The following is a 22596-nucleotide window of genomic DNA, read 5'->3' as shown; positions in this document are numbered from 1 at the left end:
CACCTTAAAACCGCAGCCTCAGCCCAACAGCGCCCCCAGCCGGGGGCCGGTATCGTTGCGGCGGGGCTGCCACAGGCCCCGGTCCAGAGCCTCCTGAAAGCGGGCGGCCATCTCGCGCAGCGCGTCCGGGTTCACCCCCGCCATGAAGTCCCGCACCGTCGGGTCCTCCAGGTAGGCGTCGAACAGCAGGTCGAAATGGTGGTTTTTCACGCATCGGGCGGTCGCGGCGAAGGCGAACAGGTAATCGACAGTGGCCGCGATCTCGAACGCGCCCTTGTAGCCGTGCCGCATAACCCCCTGAATCCATTTCGGGTTCGCCGCACGGGCGCGAACCACGCGGGCGATCTCCTCATCCAGCGTGCGCACGCGCGGGCTTTCCGGCCGGCTGTGGTCGCTGTGATAGACCGCCGGCTGCTGGCCCGACAGGCTACGCACCGCCGCCGCCAGCCCGCCCTCGAACTGATAATAGTCATCGGAATCCAGTAGGTCGTGCTCGCGGTTGTCCTGATTGTGCAGCACCGCGTCCACCTGCGACAGGCGGGATTCCAGCAGCGCCCGCGCGCTGTGCCCGGACACGCCGCCGCCATAGGCGTAGCTGCCCCAGGCCACATAAGCCGCCGCGAGATCCGCATCGGTGTCCCAGCCCTGCTCGTCGATCAGCGCCTGAAGGCCGGCGCCGTACGCCCCGGGGCGAGAACCGAACACCCGATGCCCGGCGCGCTGGCGGGCGTCCTCCGCCGGCAGGCCCTGCCCCTCCAGGCGCGCGGATTCCGCCCGCACGCGCGCGGCCAGCGGGTTGAGGTCCGCCGGTTCGTCCTCCAGCGCGGCGACGGCGCGCGCGGCCGAATCCACAAGGTCCACCTGGGCCGGAAAGGCATCGCGGAAAAAGCCCGAGATGCGCAGGGTGACGTCCACCCGGGGCCGGTCCAGCACCGACAGCGGCAGGATCTCGAACCCGATCACCCGGCCGGACGCCGGTTCCCACCGGGGCCGGGCCCCCATAAGCGCGAGGGCTTGGGCGATGTCGTCTCCGCCCGTGCGCATGTTGGCCGTGCCCCAGGCCGACAACGCCACCGCCCGGGGCCAATCGCCATGATCCATGGCGTGGCGCTCGATCAACAGCGTGGCGGAGCGCCAGCCGAGCGCCCAGGCGGTCGGCGTGGGCACGCGGCGGCTGTCCACGGAAAAGAAATTGCGGCCGGTCGGCAGCACGTCGGGCTTGCCGCGCGTCGGCGCGCCGGAGGGGCCGGGCGGCACGAACCGCCCGTCCAGACCGGTCAGAAGGCCCCCGATTTCGGCGGTGCCGCAGGCCTCGACCGCCGGGGCCAGCACACCCCGCACCTCGCCCAGCACCGCCGCCGTGCGGGGCCACTCCGGATACGGCTCCCGCGTGCCGGCCACCAGAGCACGCGCCAGCCCTTCCAGCCGCTCCACCGTGTCGCCGGCCGTCCGCCATGAATCCGCCGAGATGTCGGCCAGCGCAGACGGACGCGGGCCCGGCCAGGGCCGCCCCAGGTCCTGCGTCTCCAGTGGATCGAAGCCAAGCCCGAGATCATCGGCCAACGCGCGCGTCAGCGACACATCCTCGGGCCGATCGCCACGGGGGGGGCGGGCCAGCGCCACCAGCAGATCCGTGCGCTGGTCCCCCTCCGGCGATCGCCCGAAGATGTGCAGGCCGTCGCGGATCTGAATCTCCTTCAGCTCGCACAGGTGATTGTCCAGCGCGGCCAAGGCCTCCGCCGCGCCGTCGTCGGCCCGTGCCGCACGGGGTGGCGGGAGACCGAGGTCGGCGGCGAGTCCGCTCGTCTCCGCCAGGGACAGGATTTCGTCGCGCAGCACGGTCAGGCGGCGCGGATCGACCCCGGCGGCCTCGTGGTACTCGTCCACCAGCCGCTCCAGATCGCGCAACGGACCGTAGCTTTCCGCCCGGGTCAGCGGCGGCGTCAGGTGGTCCACGATCACCGCCAGGGCGCGGCGTTTGGCCTGCGTGCCCTCCCCCGGATCGTTGACGATGAACGGATACAGGTGGGGCAGCGGGCCGAACACGGCCTCCGGCCAGCAGGCGTCGGACAACGCCAGACTCTTGCCGGGCAGCCACTCCATATTGCCGTGCTTGCCCATGTGCACGACGGCATGGGCGCCGAACACCTCCCGGATCCAGATGTAGACGGCGAGGTAGCCGTGGGGCGGGATCAGGGCCGGGTCGTGGTAGCTGCTCACCGGATCGATGTGGTAGCCGCGCGCCGGCTGGATCCCAACGGCCACGTTGCCCAGCATCATCATGGAGAGGGAGAACCCGCCCCGCTCCGGCAGGAACGAAGGGTCCTCAGCCGGCTCCCCCCACCGCGCGGTGATATCGAAGCGGGCCGTCTTCGGCAGCCGGTCGAGCGCGGTCTGGTACGTCTCCAGCGGCAGGACGACCCGCACCTCGCGCGCCGAGCGTGCCTCCAGCGCATTGGTCGGGCCGGCCCGCAGCCGGTCCATCAGCGCGGCCCCGTCGGCCGGAACGTCGCGAACCGTGTAGCCGGCCTCCGCCAGCGCCTGCAGCACCCGCACCGTTCCGGCCGGCGTGTCGAGCCCGACGCCGTTGCCAAGCCGACCGTCCTTGTTGGGATAGTTGGCGAGCACCAGCGCCACCCGCCGATCGGCGGGCGCGGTCCGCCGCAGGGTGACCCAACGCGCGCACAGCGCGGCGACGAAGGCGACGCGGCCCGGCTCCGGCACATGACCGGTCACGTCCACCTGGGCGTCCGCGTCCCAACGGTGCAGGCCCTTGAACGACACCGCGCGGGTGAACACCCGCCCGTCCACCTCCGGCAGGGTGACGGACATGGCGATGTCGCGGGCGATCAGGCCGTGGGTGCCGTCCCGCCAGCTCTCCATTGAGCCGCTCGCCAGCACGGCCTGCAGCACCGGCACATCATGGGCGGCGAACGGGTTGGTCCGGGCGTGGTCCGCGGTGGCGACCGCAAAGCCGGTCAGATTCAGGATCAGGTTAGGCGGCGTTTCGTCCAGCAGTTCACCCAGCAGAGCCCCCGCGACCGGGTCCTTCAGGCTGGTCACGAACACCGGGAGAACCGCCAGCCCCTCGGCCCGCAAGGCGTCGGTCAGGGCGGTGATGACCGCCAGATCCCCGGCCTGGGCCAACGCGCGGTAAAATACCAGCGCCACCACCGGACGGTTCCCGACTGGGTCTGTCACGGGGGCCGCGCCCAACCGACCGGCCGGGGGCAGCGGCGCCGGCTCCCGCCAGTCCGAAAAGCCGGGCGCGTCCAGCAGATCCGCGCAACGGGTCAAGAAGTTATGCGCGTTCTCCACACCGCCGTGGACGAGGTATTGCCACAGGCGATGCAGCTCCGCCGCCGGCAGGGACGACGCCTCCGTCAGGTCGGGGTCCGGATGGGCATCCCCCGGCAACAGCGCGACGCGCACCCCGTAGCGGCGCGACAGCGCGGCCACGGTCTCGACGCCATAGGACCAGTACGCCCGCCCACCCAGCAGACGCACGACGATCAGGCGGGCATGGCGCAGGACGGCGTCCGCGTATAAGTCCACGGAATAATTGTGGCCAAGGCGCGTCAGATTCGCCAGACGCAGGGAGGGCGCTCCCGCGCCCAAGCGCGCGCGCGCGGCGGACAGGCAGGCGATTTCGGTATCGGCGGCGGTCAGGACGACGATGTCGGCCGGATCCTGTCCCAGATCCACGGCCTCCGTGCCATCGCTGACGACGCCCGGCGTGGCGGCGAGCAAATGCATGGGGCCGGAGAGTAAGGCCAACCGGGGCGCGGGTCACGCATTCCCGTCGTCAGTACGCGCGTCACCATGCGCGTCACCATGCGCATCCGCGCCGTCTGGCGCGCCGCCCCCCCGCTGTAACGCGGATCCCCTTGATACGGGACCGCACCGTTTTAAACGGATCGGCCCACGCAACCCCATGAATACGACACCCGCATACCGAGTTTCGCCTCACCCCCGGACCCGGTACACCATCAGCGCGAACAGGACAACGACTATACGGTGCATCCTAAACATCGTCCGTGGCGTCAGGACCACCCCAAAAGCAATCATCCTGAGTGAAACGCCCGCTCCGCCTCTCAGGCCTGGATATTGTCCGCAAAGCGGACGGATAGAGCACGCTGTTCCGTCCCTTGGGTGTCCTCAGAGAACCGCGTCGCAACCCTTAAACCGCCACTGTGCGCAGTCCTCCCAGAAAACAATATGGCTTCACAGGGCACGGCCAGAAGTAGTACAACGCATCCTACGCCCTTAAAGAAGGGCTACCCTCCCCCAGTTGGGGGACGCCGCGTGGGGGCGGCTGTCGCAGGATACGGGGTCGGTCTGCTTACCATGAGGAACACCGCGCATGTCGGAGTCGCACATCGCTAGCCACCCGTTTTACGAGAACCTGCGCCCCCCATCGGAGATTGATCTTTCCGGCGGCGACACCGCCCGCGACAAGGCCCGCGAAGCCTGGGACCTTCTCGGCACCCTGCAGACCCGGGCGGAGGTGCTGGGGGGGCGCGAACTTTGGCTGATCCTCGACTGCGCGCGGCACTCCTTGCGGCGACGCTGGGGCCCCTTCGAACGGTGATCCACGGACCGGAGGGACCGGTGCATCGGAACCGGGAGCATCACCCGCTGGGCCCTCAGTTGCCTCCGGCTATCACACGACCGGTGTGCGCGTTGTAGACGACACCCGGCGCCTCTTTGGCGGACACGATCCGCGACACCGGGCGGATCAAGCTGGCGGTCGCCGTCTGCCGGCGGACCCAGTCCCGGAACGCCTGAACACGTGGGCTTTCCAATCGGTCCGGACGGCACAGGAACCAGTAGACAAAGTTGCTCTCGATCGCCAAGTCGAAGGGCGCGATCAGCCGTCCGTCCGCCAGTTCATCGGCGACCAGGACGGTCCGCCCCAACAGGACACCGTGGCCGGCCACGGCGGCCTGAATGCTCATCGTCGAATCCAGGAAGCCCGGCCCCCGGTACGGGTCAAACCGGCCGCGCAGGCCAGCCGCATCGAGCCAGACCGCCCAGTCCAATCCGCCATCCTGCAACAGCACATAGTGCGCAAGATCGGGTGGGGTGTGCAGCGGATACGGACCGTCCATGAGCGCCGGCGCGCAGACCGGAAACACCTCATCGCGCAACAGAATCTCGGCGTGGAGGTTGGGATACGGACCCGGCCCCAGGCGCAACGCCACATCGACCGCACCGGTCTGAAGGTCGACCGCCTCCATGCCGGTCTCCAGGCGCAGTTCGATCTCCGGATGTGCGGAGAGAAAATCGCCCAAGCGCGGAATCAGCCACTTGGCGGCGAAGCTGGTCATGGTCGTCACGGTCAGCCGGCCGCTTTCCTCCTGCGCCAGAAGGGCGTCCGTCGCGTCGTGAAGAGTCCGGAAGGCATCCTGAACGCGCAGCGCATACCGCTGCCCGGCTTCGGTGAGATGAATAGCCCGTGTGCCCCGGCGAAACAGCGGCACGCCCAGGAAATCCTCCAGGGCCTTGACCTGATGACTAACAGCGGCCTGGGTCACATACAGGTCCTCAGCCGCGCGCGTAAACGACAGATGGCGGGCGGCGGCGGCAAAGGCGCGCAAGGCATTCAGAGGCGGCAGACGGGCGGGCGGCACGGGAAGCTCCACATCACAGCGCACGACGGGTCTCGACGGAGAGTACGCGACGCGGTGAGCGCGGCGGACCCCTTTTTTCCACCACCGGCCCAAGAAAAGCGGCGGGCAACGCCTGGGCCAACGCCCGCCTGCACGCCGCCGTCAGCGCCCTCGATACGGAGGTGATCGTGTTTAGATCAGGGGGACGCGCTATACCTGGAACTCCACCAGCGCCACCAGGGCGTGGATCGCAAGGACACTTCCCAACGCGGTGGTCACGGCCGTGGAAATGCCGTCGTTGATGTCGAGACCGGTCTGCTTCGGGGACAGACCAGCGCGCAGGCTGGCCCAGGCGATCGCCAGCCCGCTCAGCGCCATCTTCAGCAGCAGCCAGCCGGTCCCGCGCGGACTCCAGTGCTCGTCGTCCACAAGCTGGCTGAAGAAATGGTCCCACCAGCGCGACGGCGACCCATCCGGATACAGGAGCATGTTGAACGTCCGCTCCGACATGAGAGCGGACAGCACGAACAGCACGAGCGCGAACCCGACCGCCGCCGCGACCACGGTGAGGGTGACGGCACCGCGCAGATACAGGCGGTCCGGCACACCGAGGTTGCGCATGGCGAGGATCTGGGAGGCGTGGACCCGATGCCCCATGTCGGCGGCCACAATGGCCCCGGCGCGCGAGGCCAGCAGAATCGCCGTCAGCAAGGGGACCAGCACCCGGTATTGCAAGGCCCCCATGCCGGCCAGCAGATCGTTCAGGATCAAGGGTGACAGCACCGTGCGGTACGGCATGGTCTGGATCGTGAACCAAGTGGTTACGAACCCCACCAGCACTGCCGCCAGGGCCATGTACCCCAGCGCGGCCGGGCACAGCGCGAGACTCCAAGCGTACCCCCGCAAATAGCGCCAAAGCCAGAACCGCCTCACGGCCCGTGGCCCGGCCTCGGCCCCTCGGCCGGGGGCCAGACCGGGGGCCTCGGTCCGGGTGTCCTCCGAGGCGCGGGGCCCCGCGTCGCTGCCGCGCCGGGCCGCCGCCGCCGCCATCAGCCGGCCCTCGATCACCGCCCCATCGGCCGGCAGGTGCTCCAGCGTCCGCGTTCCCGGATCCATGAACACAACCTGTCCCGCGTAGGGCAAAAACGGCTCCAGATGGTGCGCGACAATGATGACGCCCCGCCCCGCGTCGGCCGCGACGCGGGCGATCAGGGCCGCCAGATCCCGCCCCGCGGCGGCATCCAAACCCGCGTTCGGTTCGTCGAACAGAAGCAGCGGCCGGTCGGCCAGCACAGTGCGCGCGATGGCCACACGTTGCTGCTGGCCCCCGCTCAACAGGCGGGGAGAACGGTCGAGGGGCAGCCCGTCCAACAGGGCCCGCGCGACCTGATCGGACGCCCCCTCTCCGGCCACGACGCCACCCGAAGCCGGACCGTGATCCGCGACAATGGCCAGGTTCTCCGCCACCGTCAGGTCTTCGAACAACCCCAGGGACTGGAACACCAGCGCCCCGAAACACGCCGCTTCCGGCGTCCGGACGAGGTCCACGGGCGGGCACCCCGGGCGGATGGCCGTCCCGGTCCGGACATCCCCCGGACGGCCGAGCCCCGCCAGAACGCGCAACAGCGTACTCTTGCCGCACCCGGATGGCCCGGTCAGCAGCACGATCTCGCCAGCGCCAACGGAGACCTCCGCCCCTTCCAAAAGCGACCGCCCGTCCGGCGTGCATAAGGAAAGGTCGGTAACGCGGAGACAGAAGGTCAGGTTCATGAAGGGACCGGCAGTGGGATCGGGTCGGGCGGAACACGACGACGCCGGCGTCTCGGTCTGTCCGAAACCCCGGCGTGTCAGGCAACCATGCGGCCGCTCCGACCGCAACCGATCATATCCAGCCGCGCCTCTCAGGCACTCGTCTCAGCCAATCATCCGCGGCACGCGCGGATCAGGCTTCGACATCGGACACCGCCCCCTGCGGCAGCCCGAGTTCCTCCGACTTGAGGTAGGCCGTATCGGCCCCCGAGCGACGCGGTCCCACGGCAGCCTCTTCGCCGGCCGTATTCTGCTGCTCCAGGGCCGCAAGACGCTCGGCGCGTCCTCGTTCCACCTTGTCCTCGGCGACGGCCCGCTGCTGAGCCGCATCCGCCTTTTGAGACTCCTGCTCCGCCAGGAAGGCCTCACCCTGGCCCGCATTCTGGCTGGCCTCTTCACGCCGGGCTTCGATTTCGGCCCGACGCGCTGCGTCCTGCGCGACGAAGACGTCGCCGTCGCCGTCGAACTGCTGCGCGACCTCGGCCTGACGCCGGAACATACGCCCGCCGCCCGGCACGGTGGCGTCATCGGACTGCACGGCTTCAAGCGCCAGGTCCCGCTCACGCAGGTCCAGGTGGTCGTCGCCATTGGTGTCGAACCGGCGCACCATATCTTCGGCGCCGATCGTAATGGCGGCCGCCATGCCGATGTTGACCGGCTGGACGAGAGCGACCGGTTCGGGCTCGGACTCGCTCTCCCGAACGGTCCGCTCAGCCTCCCGGGCCGCGCGATCCGCCTGGTCGGCTTCCTTATCGGCCTTCAGACCGGCCAGGGGGTTCTTCTGGGACCCCGGATTGTACATCTGGTCGCCCGGCTCGGCGGGCTCGACGGCACGCTGCTGCCGCTCCTGTCCCGCCGCCAGCGGTGACAGATCAACAACATCCTCGACCCGGCGGACCTCGCGGTCCTGCGGATCGCCCGCCTGACGGGTTATGGATCGCATGGTGGAGGACAGAACGCCACTTGAGCCGCTCGGACCACCTGCACCGACGGAATCAGACATCACACACATCCTTTCTGGAGGTGGAGGTCAACGCAGCCTTTCGGCCCGCTGCGCCACTGCTTCATTGGCTTTTCACGGACTCTACCAGCCTTGACAGCCCGGTTGAAGAGGTTCGGCGGCCGAGTCGGCACCGGTGGTTTAACCCGTTGACATGTCTCTGGTTCTGAGTTCACGCAAAGTTGTGTCAACGCCCCTGTAAATAAAATTATGTATAAGTTCTCCTGGCTTGCCATCATCCGAGTCGCACGGCACGATAACGCCCGGTCAGAGATCGTCCCGGCGCGCGGCTTTTCTGAACACGCAACACGAGCGTGACTGGAACCTGAATTCACGCAGGAGCGCCGCCCAAAGATCGAGGCTCCACTCGTGCCCGAACCCGTTGGCTCCACGCCCCAATCCGGCACCGTCCTCGTGGTGGACGACGACCCGATCACGCGCGACGTGCTCAGCGCCGCGCTGGAGGCGTCGGGCTTGCACACTCTGACCGCCAGCGATGGGGCCGAAATGGCCCGCATCATTGAGCGCGCGCCGGTTGATGTGATCCTTCTCGACATCGGCATGCCGGGCAAGGACGGTTTCACCATCACCCGAGAGTTGCGCGACACGTCGGATGTCGGGCTCATCATCGTCACCGCGCGCGACTCGCGCGAGGATCGTCTTGCCGGGCTTGAACTCGGCGCGGACGATTACGTCGTCAAACCGGTGGACGAGGCCGAACTCATCATTCGCGTCCGCAACCTGCTGCGTCGGCTGGACAGCGCCGCAGGCCGGCGCGCCGGCGAAGAACCGCGGTGGCGACGGTTCGGGTCATGGGATATGGACCTGCACACTCGCACCCTCAGCCGCCGCGACGGGACCGACATCCGCCTCACCGCCGCCGAGTTCGACCTGTTGACCGCGTTTGTCGAGAACGCGGGCGAGGTCATGACCCGCCAGCAGCTTCTGACCGGCCACCGGCCGGTTCCGTTCGAGCCGACAGAGCGGACCGTGGACGTCCTGGTCCGGCGCCTGCGGCAAAAGCTGGAGGACGATCCCTCGCAGCCCCGCCTGATCGTGACGGTGCATCGCGCCGGCTACATCTTCACCGCCGATGTGGTCACCGTGGGCGAGCCCTGATCGTCCGCCCCGGTTTCCTCCGCGGCCAACCCCGCCCGAAAGGCCGCACGCGCCTCACGCCAGGCCGCAAGAAACGCTGTCCCGGCCCGAACCAGCCGGACGGGCGGAGACGCCGATGACAGAAAGGCCACGGTCGGCGTCTCCAGGATCGCGTGCTCCAGGCGGCCGGCGTGATCCGCGAGACGCCCTGCCCCCAACGTCGCGGCGGCGCCCCGGACGCGATGGGCCAAGGCCGCCATGGTCGCGGCCGCCTCTGCGGTGGGATGCTCGGCCCAGGCGCACAAGGGTCTCATAATGTCATCCAGGTCGGCCAGACGGTCCGCCATCCGGGCCGCCCCCAGCAACGCCAGCCGTCGGTTCCATAAGGCCTGATCGAGCACCGGATCCGTTGGGATCGTGGGCACGTCCGTCGTGGGGGACGCCACGAGCGTACCCCCCTGTCCGGTGGCCCCCGTCGGCTCCGTTGACGCGGACGGGAGATCGCCAGAACCCTCCGACCACGCCCCGGGCCCGGCGTCGGCATCGCGGCGGGCGTACCGGCTCAGGGCCAGCCGCAACGTCGCAAGGTCCACCGGCTTGCACAGACAGCCCTCGAACCCGCTGTCCTTGAGAGCCTCGTGCTGAGGGTTGGACGGGGTCATAAGCCCCCCGCACTCCCCCGCTGACCAGCCGGCCGTGCCGGCGGTCACCGCCAGCACCGGTGTCTCGGCCCATCCGTGCCCCAGACCGCGAAGACACTGCGCGGTCTCGTCGCCATCCAGTTCGGGCATGTTGAGATCCATGAGAATCAGGCTGGGTGGGGCCGCAAGGCCCCGGGACGCGGCCTCCAACAACGCCGGCCCGCTCGCGAAACCGCGTGGCCGGCAGCCAAGCGTGGCCAGCATCTCCGTCAGAACCTCGCAATGGATGGAATCGTCATCCACAACCAGCACGTCGAGACCAGCCAAGGTCGGGACCCGGTCCGTCGGCTCCGTCCCCGCCAGCGTCGTCCCGAGGCCCCCGGTCCCCGTTAGGTCGTGCTCCAGGGACGCCTCGCCCGCGACCAACGGGCAGCGAAACCAGAACCGGCTGCCCACACCCGGCTCGCTGTCCACATCGAGCGCCCCGTTCATCGCGGCCACCATCCGGCGGCAGATGGCAAGACCGAGTCCCACGCCGGCCCGTGTCTTGCCCGACGTCATGGAATCTCTGCCCTGGGCAAACGGCGCGAACAGACGGACGCGGTCGGCCGGGTCGATACCGGCGCCCGTATCCTCCACCTCGAACAGCAGCGTGGGCGTTTCGCCCGCCGTGCCCGCCGCCTCGAAACGGGCCCGCAACACAACCCGACCCCGATCGGTGAACTTGACCGCATTTCCCCCCAGATTGAACAGCACCAGCCGAACCAAAGCCTCGGGCCCAACGACACGGCACGGCAGGTCCGGCGCGAGATCCATCTGCAATTTCAGGCCTTTGCCGTCGGCATGCGCGGACAGAAGCCCCAAGACCTCCGACACCACACTGGCCGGCGAGAAGGGACCGTTCGCGGTCCCCAAGGCGCCTGATTCCGCCTTCGACAGCGTCAGAATATCGTCGAGCATCCCTAGAAGAAGCCGACCGGCGGACTCGATACGGCCCGCCCGCCGGCTCTGCACGACCGGAAGGTTCCCGCGCTGAAGAAGCTGGGCGAGCCCGATCATGCCCGCCAACGGGGTGCGGATCTCGTGGCTCATCATGGCCAGGAAATCGCTCTTGGCCCGCGCCGTCGCTTCGGCCTGATCGCGGGCCGCCACAAGCAGGTCCTGCGTCGCCTTCTGCGCCGACACATCCTGGACGTGGGCCAGCCAGTACAGAACGCCGCCGTCCTCGTCGAACACCGGCGCCACCTTGGCGTGGATCCAGGGCGTGGTCCCATCGACCCGTCGCGCCCGCACACGGGTTTCCAAAAGCGACGTCGGCTCCAGAGCCACCCGGCGACGCAACGCCATCACGACCTTACGGTCTTCTTCCATGACCCAGCGGATCACAGGCGTGCCCACCATGTCCTCGGCCGACACGTCCAAAAGCGTCGTCAGCGACTGATTGACACGCTGCCAGCGACCGTCCGGCCCGATCAGGGCCATGCCCTCCGCCGCCTGATCAAAGGCCGTCCGGAACCGTGTTTCACTCTCGCGCAGCGCCTGCTCGGACCGCTTGAGGTCGCTGATATCCAGCGTCAGGCCATCCCACGCCACGGCGCCATCCGGGAGATCGTGGACCTTGCCCCGGGAATGAACCCACTTCTGGTGACCGTCGCCGCACAGGACGCGATATTCAAGAGACCAGTCCTCATGCGCGGCGGCGGCCTGCTCGACGCTGCGATGGAACATCGCCCGGTCATCGGGATGGACGATGCCGGCCACCCCATCGGCGTTTCGCCGCCCATCGCCCTCGGGCAACCGCGCGAACTTCGCTAGGCCGGGGCTGACATAGGGGTAGCTCAAGGTGCCGTCCCGGGTCCGGACCCGCCGCCAGACGATCCCCGGAAGATTGCTGGCGAAGGCTTCCAACCGTTTTTCACTCAAGGCACGGGCGCTGCGGTCCCGCGCCCGGGTCAGGGCACTCGCGTACATCTCCGCCAGGAAGGCCAGAAGCCTGGAATCGGCATCGGTCCAGCCACGCTTGCGGCCGGAGCAATCGGCCAGAACGATCTGGGAGACCGCAGCATCCTCCACGATGACGGGGACCGCCAGCACCGCCACGCCATGCGGGCCCGCATTGTTGCACCGTGCCCCCTCCTTGGACGCCCCGCCCTCGTCGCGCTCCGACCAGCGCCACGGTCGCCCGACTTCGAGCCCCAGGCGGGCCTTCGGCAGCCGGGCCAGCTTGGTCGCGCAGGCCCCCAGGCCTGGAGCGGCACGCCAGACGAGACGTGTTTGCAACATCCCGCCGGGGTCGCCCGGTTCCTGCATGATGAACGCATCCCGGTTCAGGAACGTCCCGACCTCGGAAAACGCGGTCCAGATGGCACGATCCAGCGGCTCCCGCACGAACCGCTTGGCGATCTGGATCATCAGTTCGTCGCGCGCGGCCCGTTCCCGCGCCGCCTCCTCCGCCGCCTTTCGGGCCGAGATATCCTCGGCGGCGACCAGAAAATGCACGCCCCCGGCGTGCTCGAACCGTTGCATGGTCAGTTCCAGCGGCACCACCACGCCATCGGGTCGCGTGTGTATGGTTTCAGCCACACCCAAGCGCCCACGATCCAGCCGGGACAGGCCCGCCAGAATGGCCTCGCGCTGGAACGGTTTGGCGCCCGCGGCTCCCCCAGGCTCCGCCGGACGGGACGCCAGACCGCGCGCGCGGATGCCGGTCAGATCCTCGGCCGCCCGGTTCGTGTCCAGGACCACGGCGTTCTGGTCCAGCAGGAGCAGCGGCTCTCGGCTTTGCTGGAACAGGGCGCGGAACCGATCTTCACTGGCGGCCCGTTCCGCCTCCACCCGATGGCGCGACAAGGCATGGCCGATGATCTCTGCCGCCAGACTGGCCCATTGCACGTCCCAGTCCGTCCAGCGCCGCGTCTGGCGGTGCGTCACGAATGTCACGACACCGACCGTCTGCCCTCGATCCCTCAGCGGCAGGATCAACACGGAACTCGCACAGGTCAGCCAGGCACAAGCGGGTAGCCGGTCGAGAAAATCCGACACATCCTCGACCCGGCTGACCCGCAACAGACCGGCGTGTTCGAGATGCGCGTGAAACGCCGAACAGGCGCTGCACGACTCCCGAGCGCACGCCGGGCCCAGCGCCCGCGCATCCTGACCGCTCCAGCTTTGCACCAGGCGCCAGTCCCGCCGGCCATCCCGAGGATCGGCAGCCTGGATCACCGCCGCCTGTTCCGCCCCGATGGACTCACACACCATGCGCAGCGCGTCGGCCGTAGCATGCGACACCGATTCGGTCAGAAACGTCCGCGACACCGTCGCCAGGAACCGGCCGAGCGGGCCCCGGCGTCGCACCTGCTCCACCGCAAACCGCTCCTCCAGGAACCGATGCAGGCACCGCAACACACGCCACTGGGTCTCCGTGAACGGGGTGACGACTGCCTCCCCGCCCGACGCCGACCCCAGATCCGACACGGGGGGCGCAGCGCGGCGCGCCAGGATCAACACGTCCCCGAAAATGTCACCGAGGGGAAGCACGGCAGTCGCGGCCCACACGTCGTCCGAGAGGTCCACCACATCGGGGAGCCCCGCCGTGGCGTCCGAACAGCCCGGCTCCTGGTCCCGCACTCCGGCGCTGCGTCGGCAGGCCCCCAGCAAAGCCTCCGCCTCGTCCAGCGCGCACCCGACGAACAGACGGTCGCCGAGAGACTCAACCAAAAGAGCGTCCGCATCGACCAGCGCCATCAGAGCGGACGCCTCGCCGTGCAGGGCCTCCGTCAACGTCATACCGACACTGAGCCGCGCACCAATAGCCTCACGCATCGCCCGAACTGCGACATCCGGCCGGGCCGTCATCCGGCTCGCGATGTCACCGAGCGCACGGGCCAGAAGATCCGCCGCAAGGGTCACGGCCTCGCCGAGGCCGGGAAGCGTGGTCCGAATGCCGGCCGCCAGGGCGACGTCGAGCGTTCCCCACGGCCGCTGGTCGGCCCGCACCGTCGCCGCGAGCCGCACCGGGCCAAGCCCACCCTGCACCGCCGGCGCGGCGCCCGCGCGACTGACCTCAAGATGACCGGGCAGACGCAGGACCCGAACTTCGACCGCACCGGGCAAGGCCAGCAAGCTTGCGGTCACGCGATGGGCTGCGCCCACCACGGTGAGATCCGGACCCGCTAGGTCCTGGGAAAGGCGCGCCAGAATGGCCAGCGCGGCGGGCGCGGTACCATCTGATGACACGCTGGCTGATGACACGCTGGCGGACGACGCACTGGCGGACGACGCATTGACGAGGGTCTCGGACGCCATGGAACCCCCCCGGACCGATCACACTACGCCGACGTGTGGCGCACCGGAATGGCAAGACGAAGCCGTCACAGACGCCGATCCGTTTCGCGGAAAGAAGGCTGCGGGCGCCACGCCCCCGGCCCCACACCCGGCCCCACACCCGGCCGGCGTGCCCGGCATCACAGCGGGGTTCCCAATCATAGCGCACTCCCGGACGGCCCGGCGGACATCCTGCCTCGACACACTATTGCAGACCATCCGGGTCACACGGGATAGGCTCTAGACGCCGGACGCGGGCACGACCCCGGGCGGAAGCTCAAGACAGCCCCGCGTGCCATGGCGCGCGATGTGCTCTCGCAGGCGCTCCGAGTCGATCTCGCCCAGCGTGAACGCAACCCCCGCGAGGCCATCGTGCGCCCAGCGGACATCCCCGGGAATCGGAACGTCCAGATCGTCCAGTTTCAGGATGCCTGCCTCCCCGACGCGCAGGGACACCAAACAGGACAAGGCGGCGCCGCGATGCGACATGGACTCAATCACCGTATGAACCCACCGGCCGTCCGCGATCCAACGGCCGGATAGGGGCACGGCGTAGCGTTGAACCGCCCTGCGGTCCCGGCGCCGCCCGTCGCCCGCGCGATCCACCATATCCTGAGGTACTGGAGAGGCCATGGGGCGATCTCCCGAAAATCGAAACCCGCCCCCACCTGGGAGCGTCCGGCACTCGATAGGATGACTCTTACTATAACAATCTGACGCGAACCGACAAGGAAGCCCGACAGGGACACCCCGACCCACGGTGTCCGAACGCGCCATCTGCGGCCATCGCGCCCCCTGCCGCCACCCGTTCGCCGCGCGCGACGCAGGGAACATCTTGCAAGCCGGCCCTCCATGCGGTAAACGGCTCGCTTTCCGAACAAGGGATGGCGTGGCGCGGTGTGCCGTGACCCGCTTCAAGTGGGGGCACGCCAGGGCATGCCCGACCGTCCCAACCCGAAACCGACCGCCCGCCGGCCGTTCCGGTCTTCCGGACCGGACAGCGCCTCTAACGCGGGCCACGCACAGGACCATAGAAAATGCCCAAGATGAAATCCAAGAGCGCGGCGAAAAAGCGTTTTCGCCTGACCGGCACCGGCAAGGTGCGCGCCAACGTGGCCTACAAGCGCCACATGCTGCGCAACAAGCCGCAGAAGATGAAGCGCCAGGCGCGCGGCACGTTCATCCTGAGCGACGCTGACGCGACCATCATCAAGCGCAACTTTCTGCCCTACGGGCGCTAAACGCGCACCGTTTCCCCAGGGGTCCGTTTTCCGTCAGGAGTAAACTACCATGTCTCGCGCCAAGGGCGGCACGACCAGCCACGCCCGTCACAAGAAGATTCTCAAGCTGGCCAAGGGTTACCGCGGCCGCAATTCCACCAACTACCGCATCGCGATCGAGAAGGTCGAAAAGGGCCTTCAGTACGCCTATCGTGATCGGCGTCAGAAGAAGCGCGATTTCCGCGGCCTTTGGATTCAGCGCATCAACGCCGGTGCCCGCCTGCACGGCCTGACCTACAGCGTGTTCATCGACGGCCTGAAGAAGGCTGGCATCGATCTGGACCGCAAGGTTCTGGCCGATCTCGCCGTGCATGAGCCGGAGGCCTTCGGCTCGCTGTGCGAACAGGCTCGCGCCGCCCGCGGCTGACGCCCATCCGACTCCGTTCGGTTTGCGATACGGCCGCCCGCCGGCGATGGCGGGCGGCCGTTTGCATGCGCCCCTTGCATGGCGGACCCGCGCCGGGCGCGGGGTGATCTTTTCTTACCCGCGCCCGGGTGTTATGCGACGCTGCCGTTCGTCCAACCCTGACGCGTCTATGGAAGAGTGCATGGAAGACCTGGAAACACTGCGCGCTGAGTTGATGTCCGCCGTTGAGGCGGCCTCGGACCCGGCGGCCCTCGAAGAGGTGCGGGTATCCGCGCTCGGCAAGAAAGGCCGCGTGACCGCCCTGATGAAGGCGCTCGGCGGCATGGACCCCGAGCAGCGCAAGGCGTTCGGCCAGGAGATGAACCGCGTCAAGGCCGCCGTGGCCGAGGCCATCGACCAGCGGCGCGCGGCCCTGGAGGCCGCCGCCCTCGACGCCCGGCTGGAACGGGAGCGCATCGACGTCACCCTGCCGGTACGGCCCGAGTCGACCGGTTCGATCCATCCGATCAGCCAGACCTGGGACGAGGTGGTGGCGATCTTCGCTCAGATGGGCTTCGCGATCGCCGAGGGGCCGGACATCGAGGACGACTTCCACAATTTCACGGCCCTGAACTTCCCGCCCGATCATCCGGCGCGGGAGATGCATGACACCTTCTTCCTGCCGGAGCGCGCGGACGGCACCCGCCACGTCCTGCGTACGCACACCTCGCCGGTTCAGATCCGCACCCTGCTGGGCCAGAAGCCGCCGGTGCGCGTGCTGGCACCGGGTCGGACCTACCGCAGCGATTCCGACATGACGCACACGCCCATGTTCCATCAGTTCGAGGGGCTGGTGATCGACCAGTCCACGCACATGGGCCACCTGAAGGGCTGCCTGCAGGAGTTCGTCGAGGCGTATTTCGAGGTCGACAACGTGCCGATGCGCTTCCGGCCGTCGTTCTTCCCCTTCACCGAGCCGTCGGCGGAGGTAGACATCGGTTGCTCCCGTAAGGGCGGCGAACTGCGCATCGGTGCGGGCGACGACTGGCTGGAGATCCTCGGCTGCGGCATGGTGCATCCCAACGTGCTGCGCGCCTGCGGCCTGGACCCGGCGGAGTACCAGGGCTTTGCCTTCGGCATGGGCCTGGAGCGCATCGCCATGCTGAAGTACGGCATTCCCGACTTGCGGACGTTCTTCGAGTCCGATCTGCGCTGGCTGCGCCATTACGGATTCGGCGCGCTCGACGTGCCCACGCTGCATGGAGGGCTCGGCCGATGAAGTTCACGCTGTCCTGGCTCAAGGAGCATCTGGAGACCGACGCGCCGCTGGAGGCGATCACGGACCGGCTGACCATGCTCGGTCTGGAGGTCGAGGGGGTGACGGACCTGCGCAGCACGCTGGCGCCGTTCACGGTGGCCGAGGTGCTGACCGCCGAGAAGCACCCGGACGCCGACAAGCTGCGCCTGTGCACCGTGCGCACGGGCACCGAGGGTGAGGCCGACCTTCAGATCATCTGCGGCGCGCCCAACGCCCGCGCCGGCATCAAGGTCGTTCTGGCCCGCCCCGGCACCACGATTCCCGAAAGCGGTCAGGTCCTGAAGGTGGGCAAGATCCGCGGCGTCGAAAGCCGTGGCATGATGTGTTCGTCTCGGGAGCTTGGCCTGGGCGACGACCACAGCGGCATCATCGAGCTGCCGGCGGACACTCCGCTGGGCGTCAGCATCACCGAGGTGCTGCCCCTCGATCCCATGATCGACATCGCCATCACGCCAAACCGTCCGGACTGCCTGGGCGTGCGCGGCGTGGCCCGGGATCTGGCCGCATCGGGGCTGGGCACGCTGAAGCCGCTGACGATCGAGCCGGTGCCGGGCACCTTCGACAGCCCGGTGCGGGTCACGCTTGGCCCCGACGAGGCCGACCGCGACGCCTGCCCCCAGTACGTGGCCCGTTACATCCGGGGGGTGAAGAACGGCGAGAGCCCGCAGTGGGTCAAGGACCGGCTGACGGCCATCGGCCTGCGACCGATCTCGGCCCTGGTCGATGTGACCAACCTCATCACCTACGAGTACGGGCGGCCGCTGCACGTCTTTGACGCCGACAAGCTGACGGGCGACATCCAGCCCCGTCTCGCCACGGCCGGCGCGACCATCGCCGCCCTGGACGACAAGGACTACACGCTGTCGGCGGAGGACGTCGCGATCTGTGACGACGCCGGACCGCAGGGCATCGGCGGGATCATGGGCGGGCGCGATACGGGCTGCACGGCGGAGACCGTGAACGTGGTCCTGGAATCGGCCCTGTTCGATCCCCGCCGCATTGCCGCAACAGGTCGCCGACTTGGGATCGACAGCGATGCTCGCTACCGCTTCGACCGGGGCGTGGACCCGGAAAGCGCCATCCCCGGCACCGAGGCCGCCACCCGCCTGATCCTGGACTGGTGCGGCGGCGAGGCCTCCCACCTCGTGGTTGCGGGCGCGCCGCCGGCGTGGCGGACGGAAATCTCGCTTGATCCGCTGCAGGTGCTGCGCCTGTGCGGGCTGCGCCTCGACACCGCCCAGTGCCGCCGCATTCTGGAGGCCCTGGGCTGCGAGGTCCTGGCCGAGGACGCCTACGGCGTGCTCACCGTCCTGCGCCCGTCCTGGCGCCCCGACATCTCGGACGAGCATGACCTCGTCGAGGAAGTGGCGCGCATCCACGGATTCAACCGCATCCCCCGGATCTCGCTGCCGCGCGACCCGATGCCGACCCCGGTCCTCACCGGCGCCCAGGTGCGCCGCGTGGCGGCCCGGCGCGCCCTCGCCGCGCGGGGGTTGTCGGAGAGCGTGACGTGGTCGTTCCAGCCGAAGGCGCACGCCGAGGCGTTCGGCGGCGGCCTGCCCGCCCTGGACCTCGCCAACCCGATCAGCAGCGATCTGGACGCCATGCGCCCGTCGATCCTGCCCAACCTCGCCACCGCCGCGCAGCGCAACGCCGACCGGGGTGTGCCCAACGCGGCGCTGTTCGAGGTCGGTCCGCAGTTCCACGGCGGCGAACCGGGTGAACAGCAGATGGTCGCCGCCGGGGTGCGTGTCGGCCAGAGCGGCCCACGCCATTGGGACACCCACCCCCGCACGGTCGACGCCTATGACGCCAAGGCCGACGCCCTGGCGGCGCTGACGGCGGCGGGCGCGCCGGTCGGCAATCTGCAGACCGTCGCCGAGGCGCCCGCGTGGTACCACCCCGGCCGCTCTGGTACCCTCAAGCTGGGGCCGAAGGTGCTGGCGCGGTTCGGGGAGTTGCACCCGGGCGTGCTGAAGACGCTGGACGTCAAAGGCCCGGTGGCCGCGTTCGAGGTGTTCCTGGAAGCGGTGCCGGAGCCGAAGGCGAAGCCGACCAAAGCCCGGCCGCTGCTGAACGCTAGCCCGTTCCAGCCGGTCGAGCGCGACTTCGCGTTCCTCGTCAACGCGGACGTGTCAGCCGAAACACTGGTGCGCGCCGCCAAGGGCGCGGACAAGGCGCTGATCGCCGATGTCGCGGTGTTCGACGTCTACCAGGGCGAACGCCTGGAGCCGGGCAAAACGTCCGTCGCCCTGTGCGTGACCCTGCAACCGACCGAACGGACCCTGACCGACGAGGACATCGAGGCGGTCACGAAGAAGATCGTCGCAGCGGTGGTCAAGGCCACGGGCGGCGAACTGCGGGCGTAAGGAACCGGACGACAGGCCATCGGACCCCACGAACGGCGTCCGATGGCCCCCGCTCGACGGCACCTCCCCATCCGTTCCGGGCCTGACTGGAACCGACGCGGGGGCGGGCGCGCTGTCGTTGAACACTCCCCCGTCCCGGTCGGCGACCGGTCTATGACTATGATATGATGGTATACGCCCGACAGTGGGGACGGGCGGTATACCTGGTGACATCACGGACAATCAGACGATCATTTGGCCGGCTTTTTCCAGATGTCCCGCTCCAGCATCAGATTCACCTGCCGGTCAATTACCTCTTTCTTGTAGTCGGCGTGCTTCCCCGGAAGTTTATCGATGTACAGATTCTTGGGATAAACAGGCGTTTCATAGACGATCTGCGCCAGTTCCGAACGCACGTCCTTCAGCCAGTTGGTGACCTGGGCACTGGACCGATGGTGGCGCAGGGCTTCGATATCGATGACCCCGGATACGAACGTGGATCCGTTGGTGTCGAGTTGCTTGCCGACGATCCGGCCGCGGTAATCCACGATCATGGAGCACCCCCCACCGGCATCGACGCCCACCGTGTCCTCCGGATGGAGGTGATAACTCCCGATGTTCGGCGCCACGACGTACATGTTGTTTTCCAGCGCACGGGCCCGGTTGGTGATTTCAAAGAAGTCATTGCCGGTGAAGGGGGCCGGCAAGGACGCCCGGTACACGACTTCGGCGCCGTTCATCGCCAGGCCTCTACCATTCTCCGGGTAGCTCCCCTCCATCGCCATCATCACGCCGAGCCGACCGATTTTCGTGTCGGCGACCGGCCAGAAGGCATCCAGGGTGCGACCGTACTTCTCAATCCACCAGTCGAACAGATCGTGGGGGGAGACCGACCGCTCCACGGGCAGCAAGGCGTTGATCTTGTAGTGCTTCAGGATGACCGCACCGTCGGGATCGATGACGAAGCCCACGTTGAAGAAGAGATCCTTCCAGTCCGGATGGCGTGCCTTGGCCTGAGCCATGATGTACACGTTCCACTCCTTGGCGATGTCGCCAAGGGCGTCGGTTTCCGGGCCGGGAATGTCGATGCAGCAGGTCCTGGCGAAGTCCGCGTGATCAACATCAAGGACCTCGTCGTTGAACCCCATCAACGCACCTTCGGGAATCGCGATGAGCCGGACCGGGATGTCCAGATTGGACAGCCAAAAGGCCCCGTGGGTCAGCCCCCTCAAATGATCGATATTTTTCTGAATGTCCTCGCGCGTCCGAATGCCCCAGAATGAGGGAATAAGGCCAACGGCGTTATACGGCTCGATCATGGGTTCTCTTTCCTGGCAGGGGTGAGTGACGAGGCTGCCGACCGCCTTGCATGAGCGTGGACACCGGCGTTCTTGTGCGGACCCGCATCCCGATTTTGCGCGCGCCCCGTGCCGGAGTCCGCCCGGTCTATAGCGCTTTTCGCAAAAAGGGGCACCGGTTCTGTGCAGGCACGGTCGGGCGGGCCCCGTCACCGGAGCGCCGGGTCCGGAGACCGACGGTCGCGCCCCGTTCACCGAGGTTGAGGCTGAGGCTCAGCCTCGTGACTATGAACCTGTGCGGGAGGTCAAACGGGCGCAGTGCCCTGGACCTGTTGACAACCTTACCCGTTCCCGGCGGGTCGCCCTTCTTGTTCCCGGCCGATCAGGGCGACGGCCCGTTCACCGCGGCGCCGGACACGCTTCGGCGGCTGCGCGCCGTGGCCGGCCTGATTGACGTCACGCCGCATATGCTTCCCCATACCTTCGCCAGCGTGGCCGGCGACCTGGGGTTCTCCGACCTCACCATCGGCGCGCTGCTCGGTCGCGCGGCGCGCGGGATCACGCAAGGCTATGTGCACATCGACGCGGCGCAACGCCGCGCGGCCAACAGGGTGGCAGAGGACATCGCCAACAGGTTGGAGCCATGAACCCCTCCGCCCGCCCCTTGCCAGGGGGCCATCGGTCTCGGCCCGGTCAAGGACACGCCGCGCTCCGCGCGGAGACCTTCGGCCCACCTTGACCGAGCCAGCGACCGACGGCGTTTCGGCTGGCAGGTCGGAACGGAGGGATGACCGTGGGTCCGGTCGAACAGAGGGATAAACAAGATGGGGTCAATGGGCATGGGGGCCCGCTGTTGACCGGCGACGACGCTGGGCAGTTTCCGGCGGGGGCGAGGCCTGGACCACATTCGCCGCTTGGTCGCGGGCGAATCTGCTCGCCATTGCAAATTTCACAATCATAACCAAAAGTCATGGTTTGAATTTGGAGATAGGGTAGCACAGGAGAGCGTAAATGAGCGTGAATGAGCATACTGGGAAATGCATCTGGAAAGAAGGCAATATAAAAGAAAGCCTACGATGTCGCTTACCCCATTGCCTGCACGTCGTTTTTTTAGGAGCACCCTCCCTTCTCTGTGAGCAGATTGCATTTAAGGAATTGAAATTTATAAGATAAAAGGGAGGGCGTCGGCAAAGGCAATAACACTTCATCCGACGCCGTCTCTGTTCACACCGACCACCCCAAAAGGGCAGAGAGCCCCGCTTCATGTCAATCCAGGAGCGACATCAGCCCGTTATCCATCCAGTGCCGACACGTGCCGTGACCGTTTCTGGCATGCTGCTGTGTCAGGACTCCCCTGAGCGGAAGTCATTGCCTTGGTTGGTGGCGCCGCCAACAATCCATCGTCGCAATTCCATACCTCTCCATCTCTTGCAGGGGAATCGCATTTGAGAAATCGGGGTAGCGGTCGGGCTTGAAATGGATTCTGTAGGGGACTCCCTTGGATTAAGCGGGAGGCTCCATGT

The 22596-nt window shown here is 67.9% G+C and carries 14 protein-coding genes; 7 read left to right on the top strand and 7 right to left on the bottom strand.

Features of this window, described 5'->3' with window-relative positions:
- Positions 1 to 18: 18 nt before the first annotated feature.
- Positions 19 to 3756, bottom strand: a complete 3738-nt coding sequence (gene cobN / locus GGD82_RS17805; RefSeq protein WP_150063678.1) for a cobaltochelatase subunit CobN — start codon at positions 3754 to 3756, stop codon at positions 19 to 21.
- A 607-nt stretch (positions 3757 to 4363) separates the two neighbouring features.
- Between cobN and GGD82_RS17800 the strand changes: the two genes are divergently transcribed.
- Positions 4364 to 4591 carry a hypothetical protein gene (locus GGD82_RS17800; RefSeq protein ID WP_150063679.1) on the top strand — a complete coding sequence of 76 codons (228 nt, stop codon included), beginning with the start codon at positions 4364 to 4366 and terminating at the stop codon, positions 4589 to 4591.
- A 55-nt stretch (positions 4592 to 4646) separates the two neighbouring features.
- Here GGD82_RS17800 and GGD82_RS17795 read toward each other — a convergent pair whose 3' ends face one another.
- From GGD82_RS17795 to GGD82_RS17785, 3 genes are all read right to left on the bottom strand, one after another.
- Positions 4647 to 5633, bottom strand: coding sequence for a transcriptional regulator GcvA (locus GGD82_RS17795; RefSeq protein WP_150063680.1), 987 nt, complete (start codon positions 5631 to 5633; stop codon positions 4647 to 4649).
- A gap of 189 nt (positions 5634 to 5822) precedes the next feature.
- Positions 5823 to 7382 (bottom strand): ATP-binding cassette domain-containing protein, encoded by a 1560-nt coding sequence (locus tag GGD82_RS17790; protein ID WP_150063681.1) that lies wholly within the window; start codon positions 7380 to 7382, stop codon positions 5823 to 5825.
- A 172-nt stretch (positions 7383 to 7554) separates the two neighbouring features.
- A complete protein-coding gene (locus tag GGD82_RS17785; RefSeq protein ID WP_150063682.1) occupies positions 7555 to 8424 on the bottom strand; it encodes a hypothetical protein in 870 nt (289 codons plus the stop codon).
- A gap of 366 nt (positions 8425 to 8790) precedes the next feature.
- On the opposite strand from GGD82_RS17785, the gene GGD82_RS17780 reads away from it, so the two are divergent.
- The gene (locus tag GGD82_RS17780) at positions 8791 to 9540 is read left to right on the top strand and encodes a response regulator transcription factor (RefSeq protein WP_150063683.1); all 750 of its coding nucleotides are present in this window, start codon (positions 8791 to 8793) and stop codon (positions 9538 to 9540) included.
- Here the strand turns inward: GGD82_RS17780 and GGD82_RS17775 are convergent.
- Together GGD82_RS17775 and GGD82_RS17770 are read right to left on the bottom strand one after the other, a co-directional pair.
- A complete protein-coding gene (locus GGD82_RS17775) occupies positions 9498 to 14465 on the bottom strand; it encodes a PAS domain S-box protein (RefSeq protein ID WP_150063684.1) in 4968 nt (1655 codons plus the stop codon). The genes GGD82_RS17780 and GGD82_RS17775 overlap by 43 nt on opposite strands.
- A gap of 258 nt (positions 14466 to 14723) precedes the next feature.
- Positions 14724 to 15116 (bottom strand): PilZ domain-containing protein, encoded by a 393-nt coding sequence (locus GGD82_RS17770; RefSeq protein ID WP_170284427.1) that lies wholly within the window; start codon positions 15114 to 15116, stop codon positions 14724 to 14726.
- 404 nt (positions 15117 to 15520) lie between these two features.
- Here GGD82_RS17770 and rpmI point away from each other — a divergent pair, with 404 nt between their 5' ends.
- The 4 genes from rpmI to pheT all read left to right on the top strand — a co-directional run bounded on the left by rpmI (position 15521) and on the right by pheT (position 19796).
- Positions 15521 to 15724 carry a 50S ribosomal protein L35 gene (gene rpmI, locus GGD82_RS17765; protein WP_150063686.1) on the top strand — a complete coding sequence of 68 codons (204 nt, stop codon included), beginning with the start codon at positions 15521 to 15523 and terminating at the stop codon, positions 15722 to 15724.
- Positions 15725 to 15773: 49 nt separating this feature from the next.
- Complete coding sequence (gene rplT / locus GGD82_RS17760; RefSeq protein WP_150063687.1) at positions 15774 to 16130, top strand: 50S ribosomal protein L20; 357 nt, start codon at positions 15774 to 15776, stop codon at positions 16128 to 16130.
- A 181-nt stretch (positions 16131 to 16311) separates the two neighbouring features.
- Positions 16312 to 17388 (top strand): phenylalanine--tRNA ligase subunit alpha, encoded by a 1077-nt coding sequence (gene pheS, locus GGD82_RS17755; protein ID WP_150063688.1) that lies wholly within the window; start codon positions 16312 to 16314, stop codon positions 17386 to 17388.
- Positions 17385 to 19796 (top strand): phenylalanine--tRNA ligase subunit beta, encoded by a 2412-nt coding sequence (gene pheT, locus GGD82_RS17750; protein ID WP_150063689.1) that lies wholly within the window; start codon positions 17385 to 17387, stop codon positions 19794 to 19796. The genes pheS and pheT overlap by 4 nt, the downstream gene beginning before the upstream one ends.
- A gap of 230 nt (positions 19797 to 20026) precedes the next feature.
- On the opposite strand, the gene GGD82_RS17745 is transcribed toward pheT, so the two are convergent.
- Positions 20027 to 21094: a nitrilase-related carbon-nitrogen hydrolase gene (locus GGD82_RS17745; RefSeq protein WP_150063690.1), complete on the bottom strand. Its 1068-nt coding sequence runs from the start codon at positions 21092 to 21094 to the stop codon at positions 20027 to 20029.
- 347 nt (positions 21095 to 21441) lie between these two features.
- Here GGD82_RS17745 and GGD82_RS17740 point away from each other — a divergent pair, with 347 nt between their 5' ends.
- Positions 21442 to 21720, top strand: coding sequence for a site-specific integrase (locus tag GGD82_RS17740; RefSeq protein ID WP_150063691.1), 279 nt, complete (start codon positions 21442 to 21444; stop codon positions 21718 to 21720).
- The last annotated feature ends 876 nt before the right edge of the window (positions 21721 to 22596 follow it).

Source organism: Roseospira marina (assembly GCF_014197855.1).
Classification (GTDB): Bacteria; Pseudomonadota; Alphaproteobacteria; order Rhodospirillales; family Rhodospirillaceae; genus Rhodospira; species Rhodospira marina.
The sequence above is the reverse complement of the archived record's forward strand: the minus strand, read 5'-3'. Positions and strand labels throughout refer to the sequence as shown.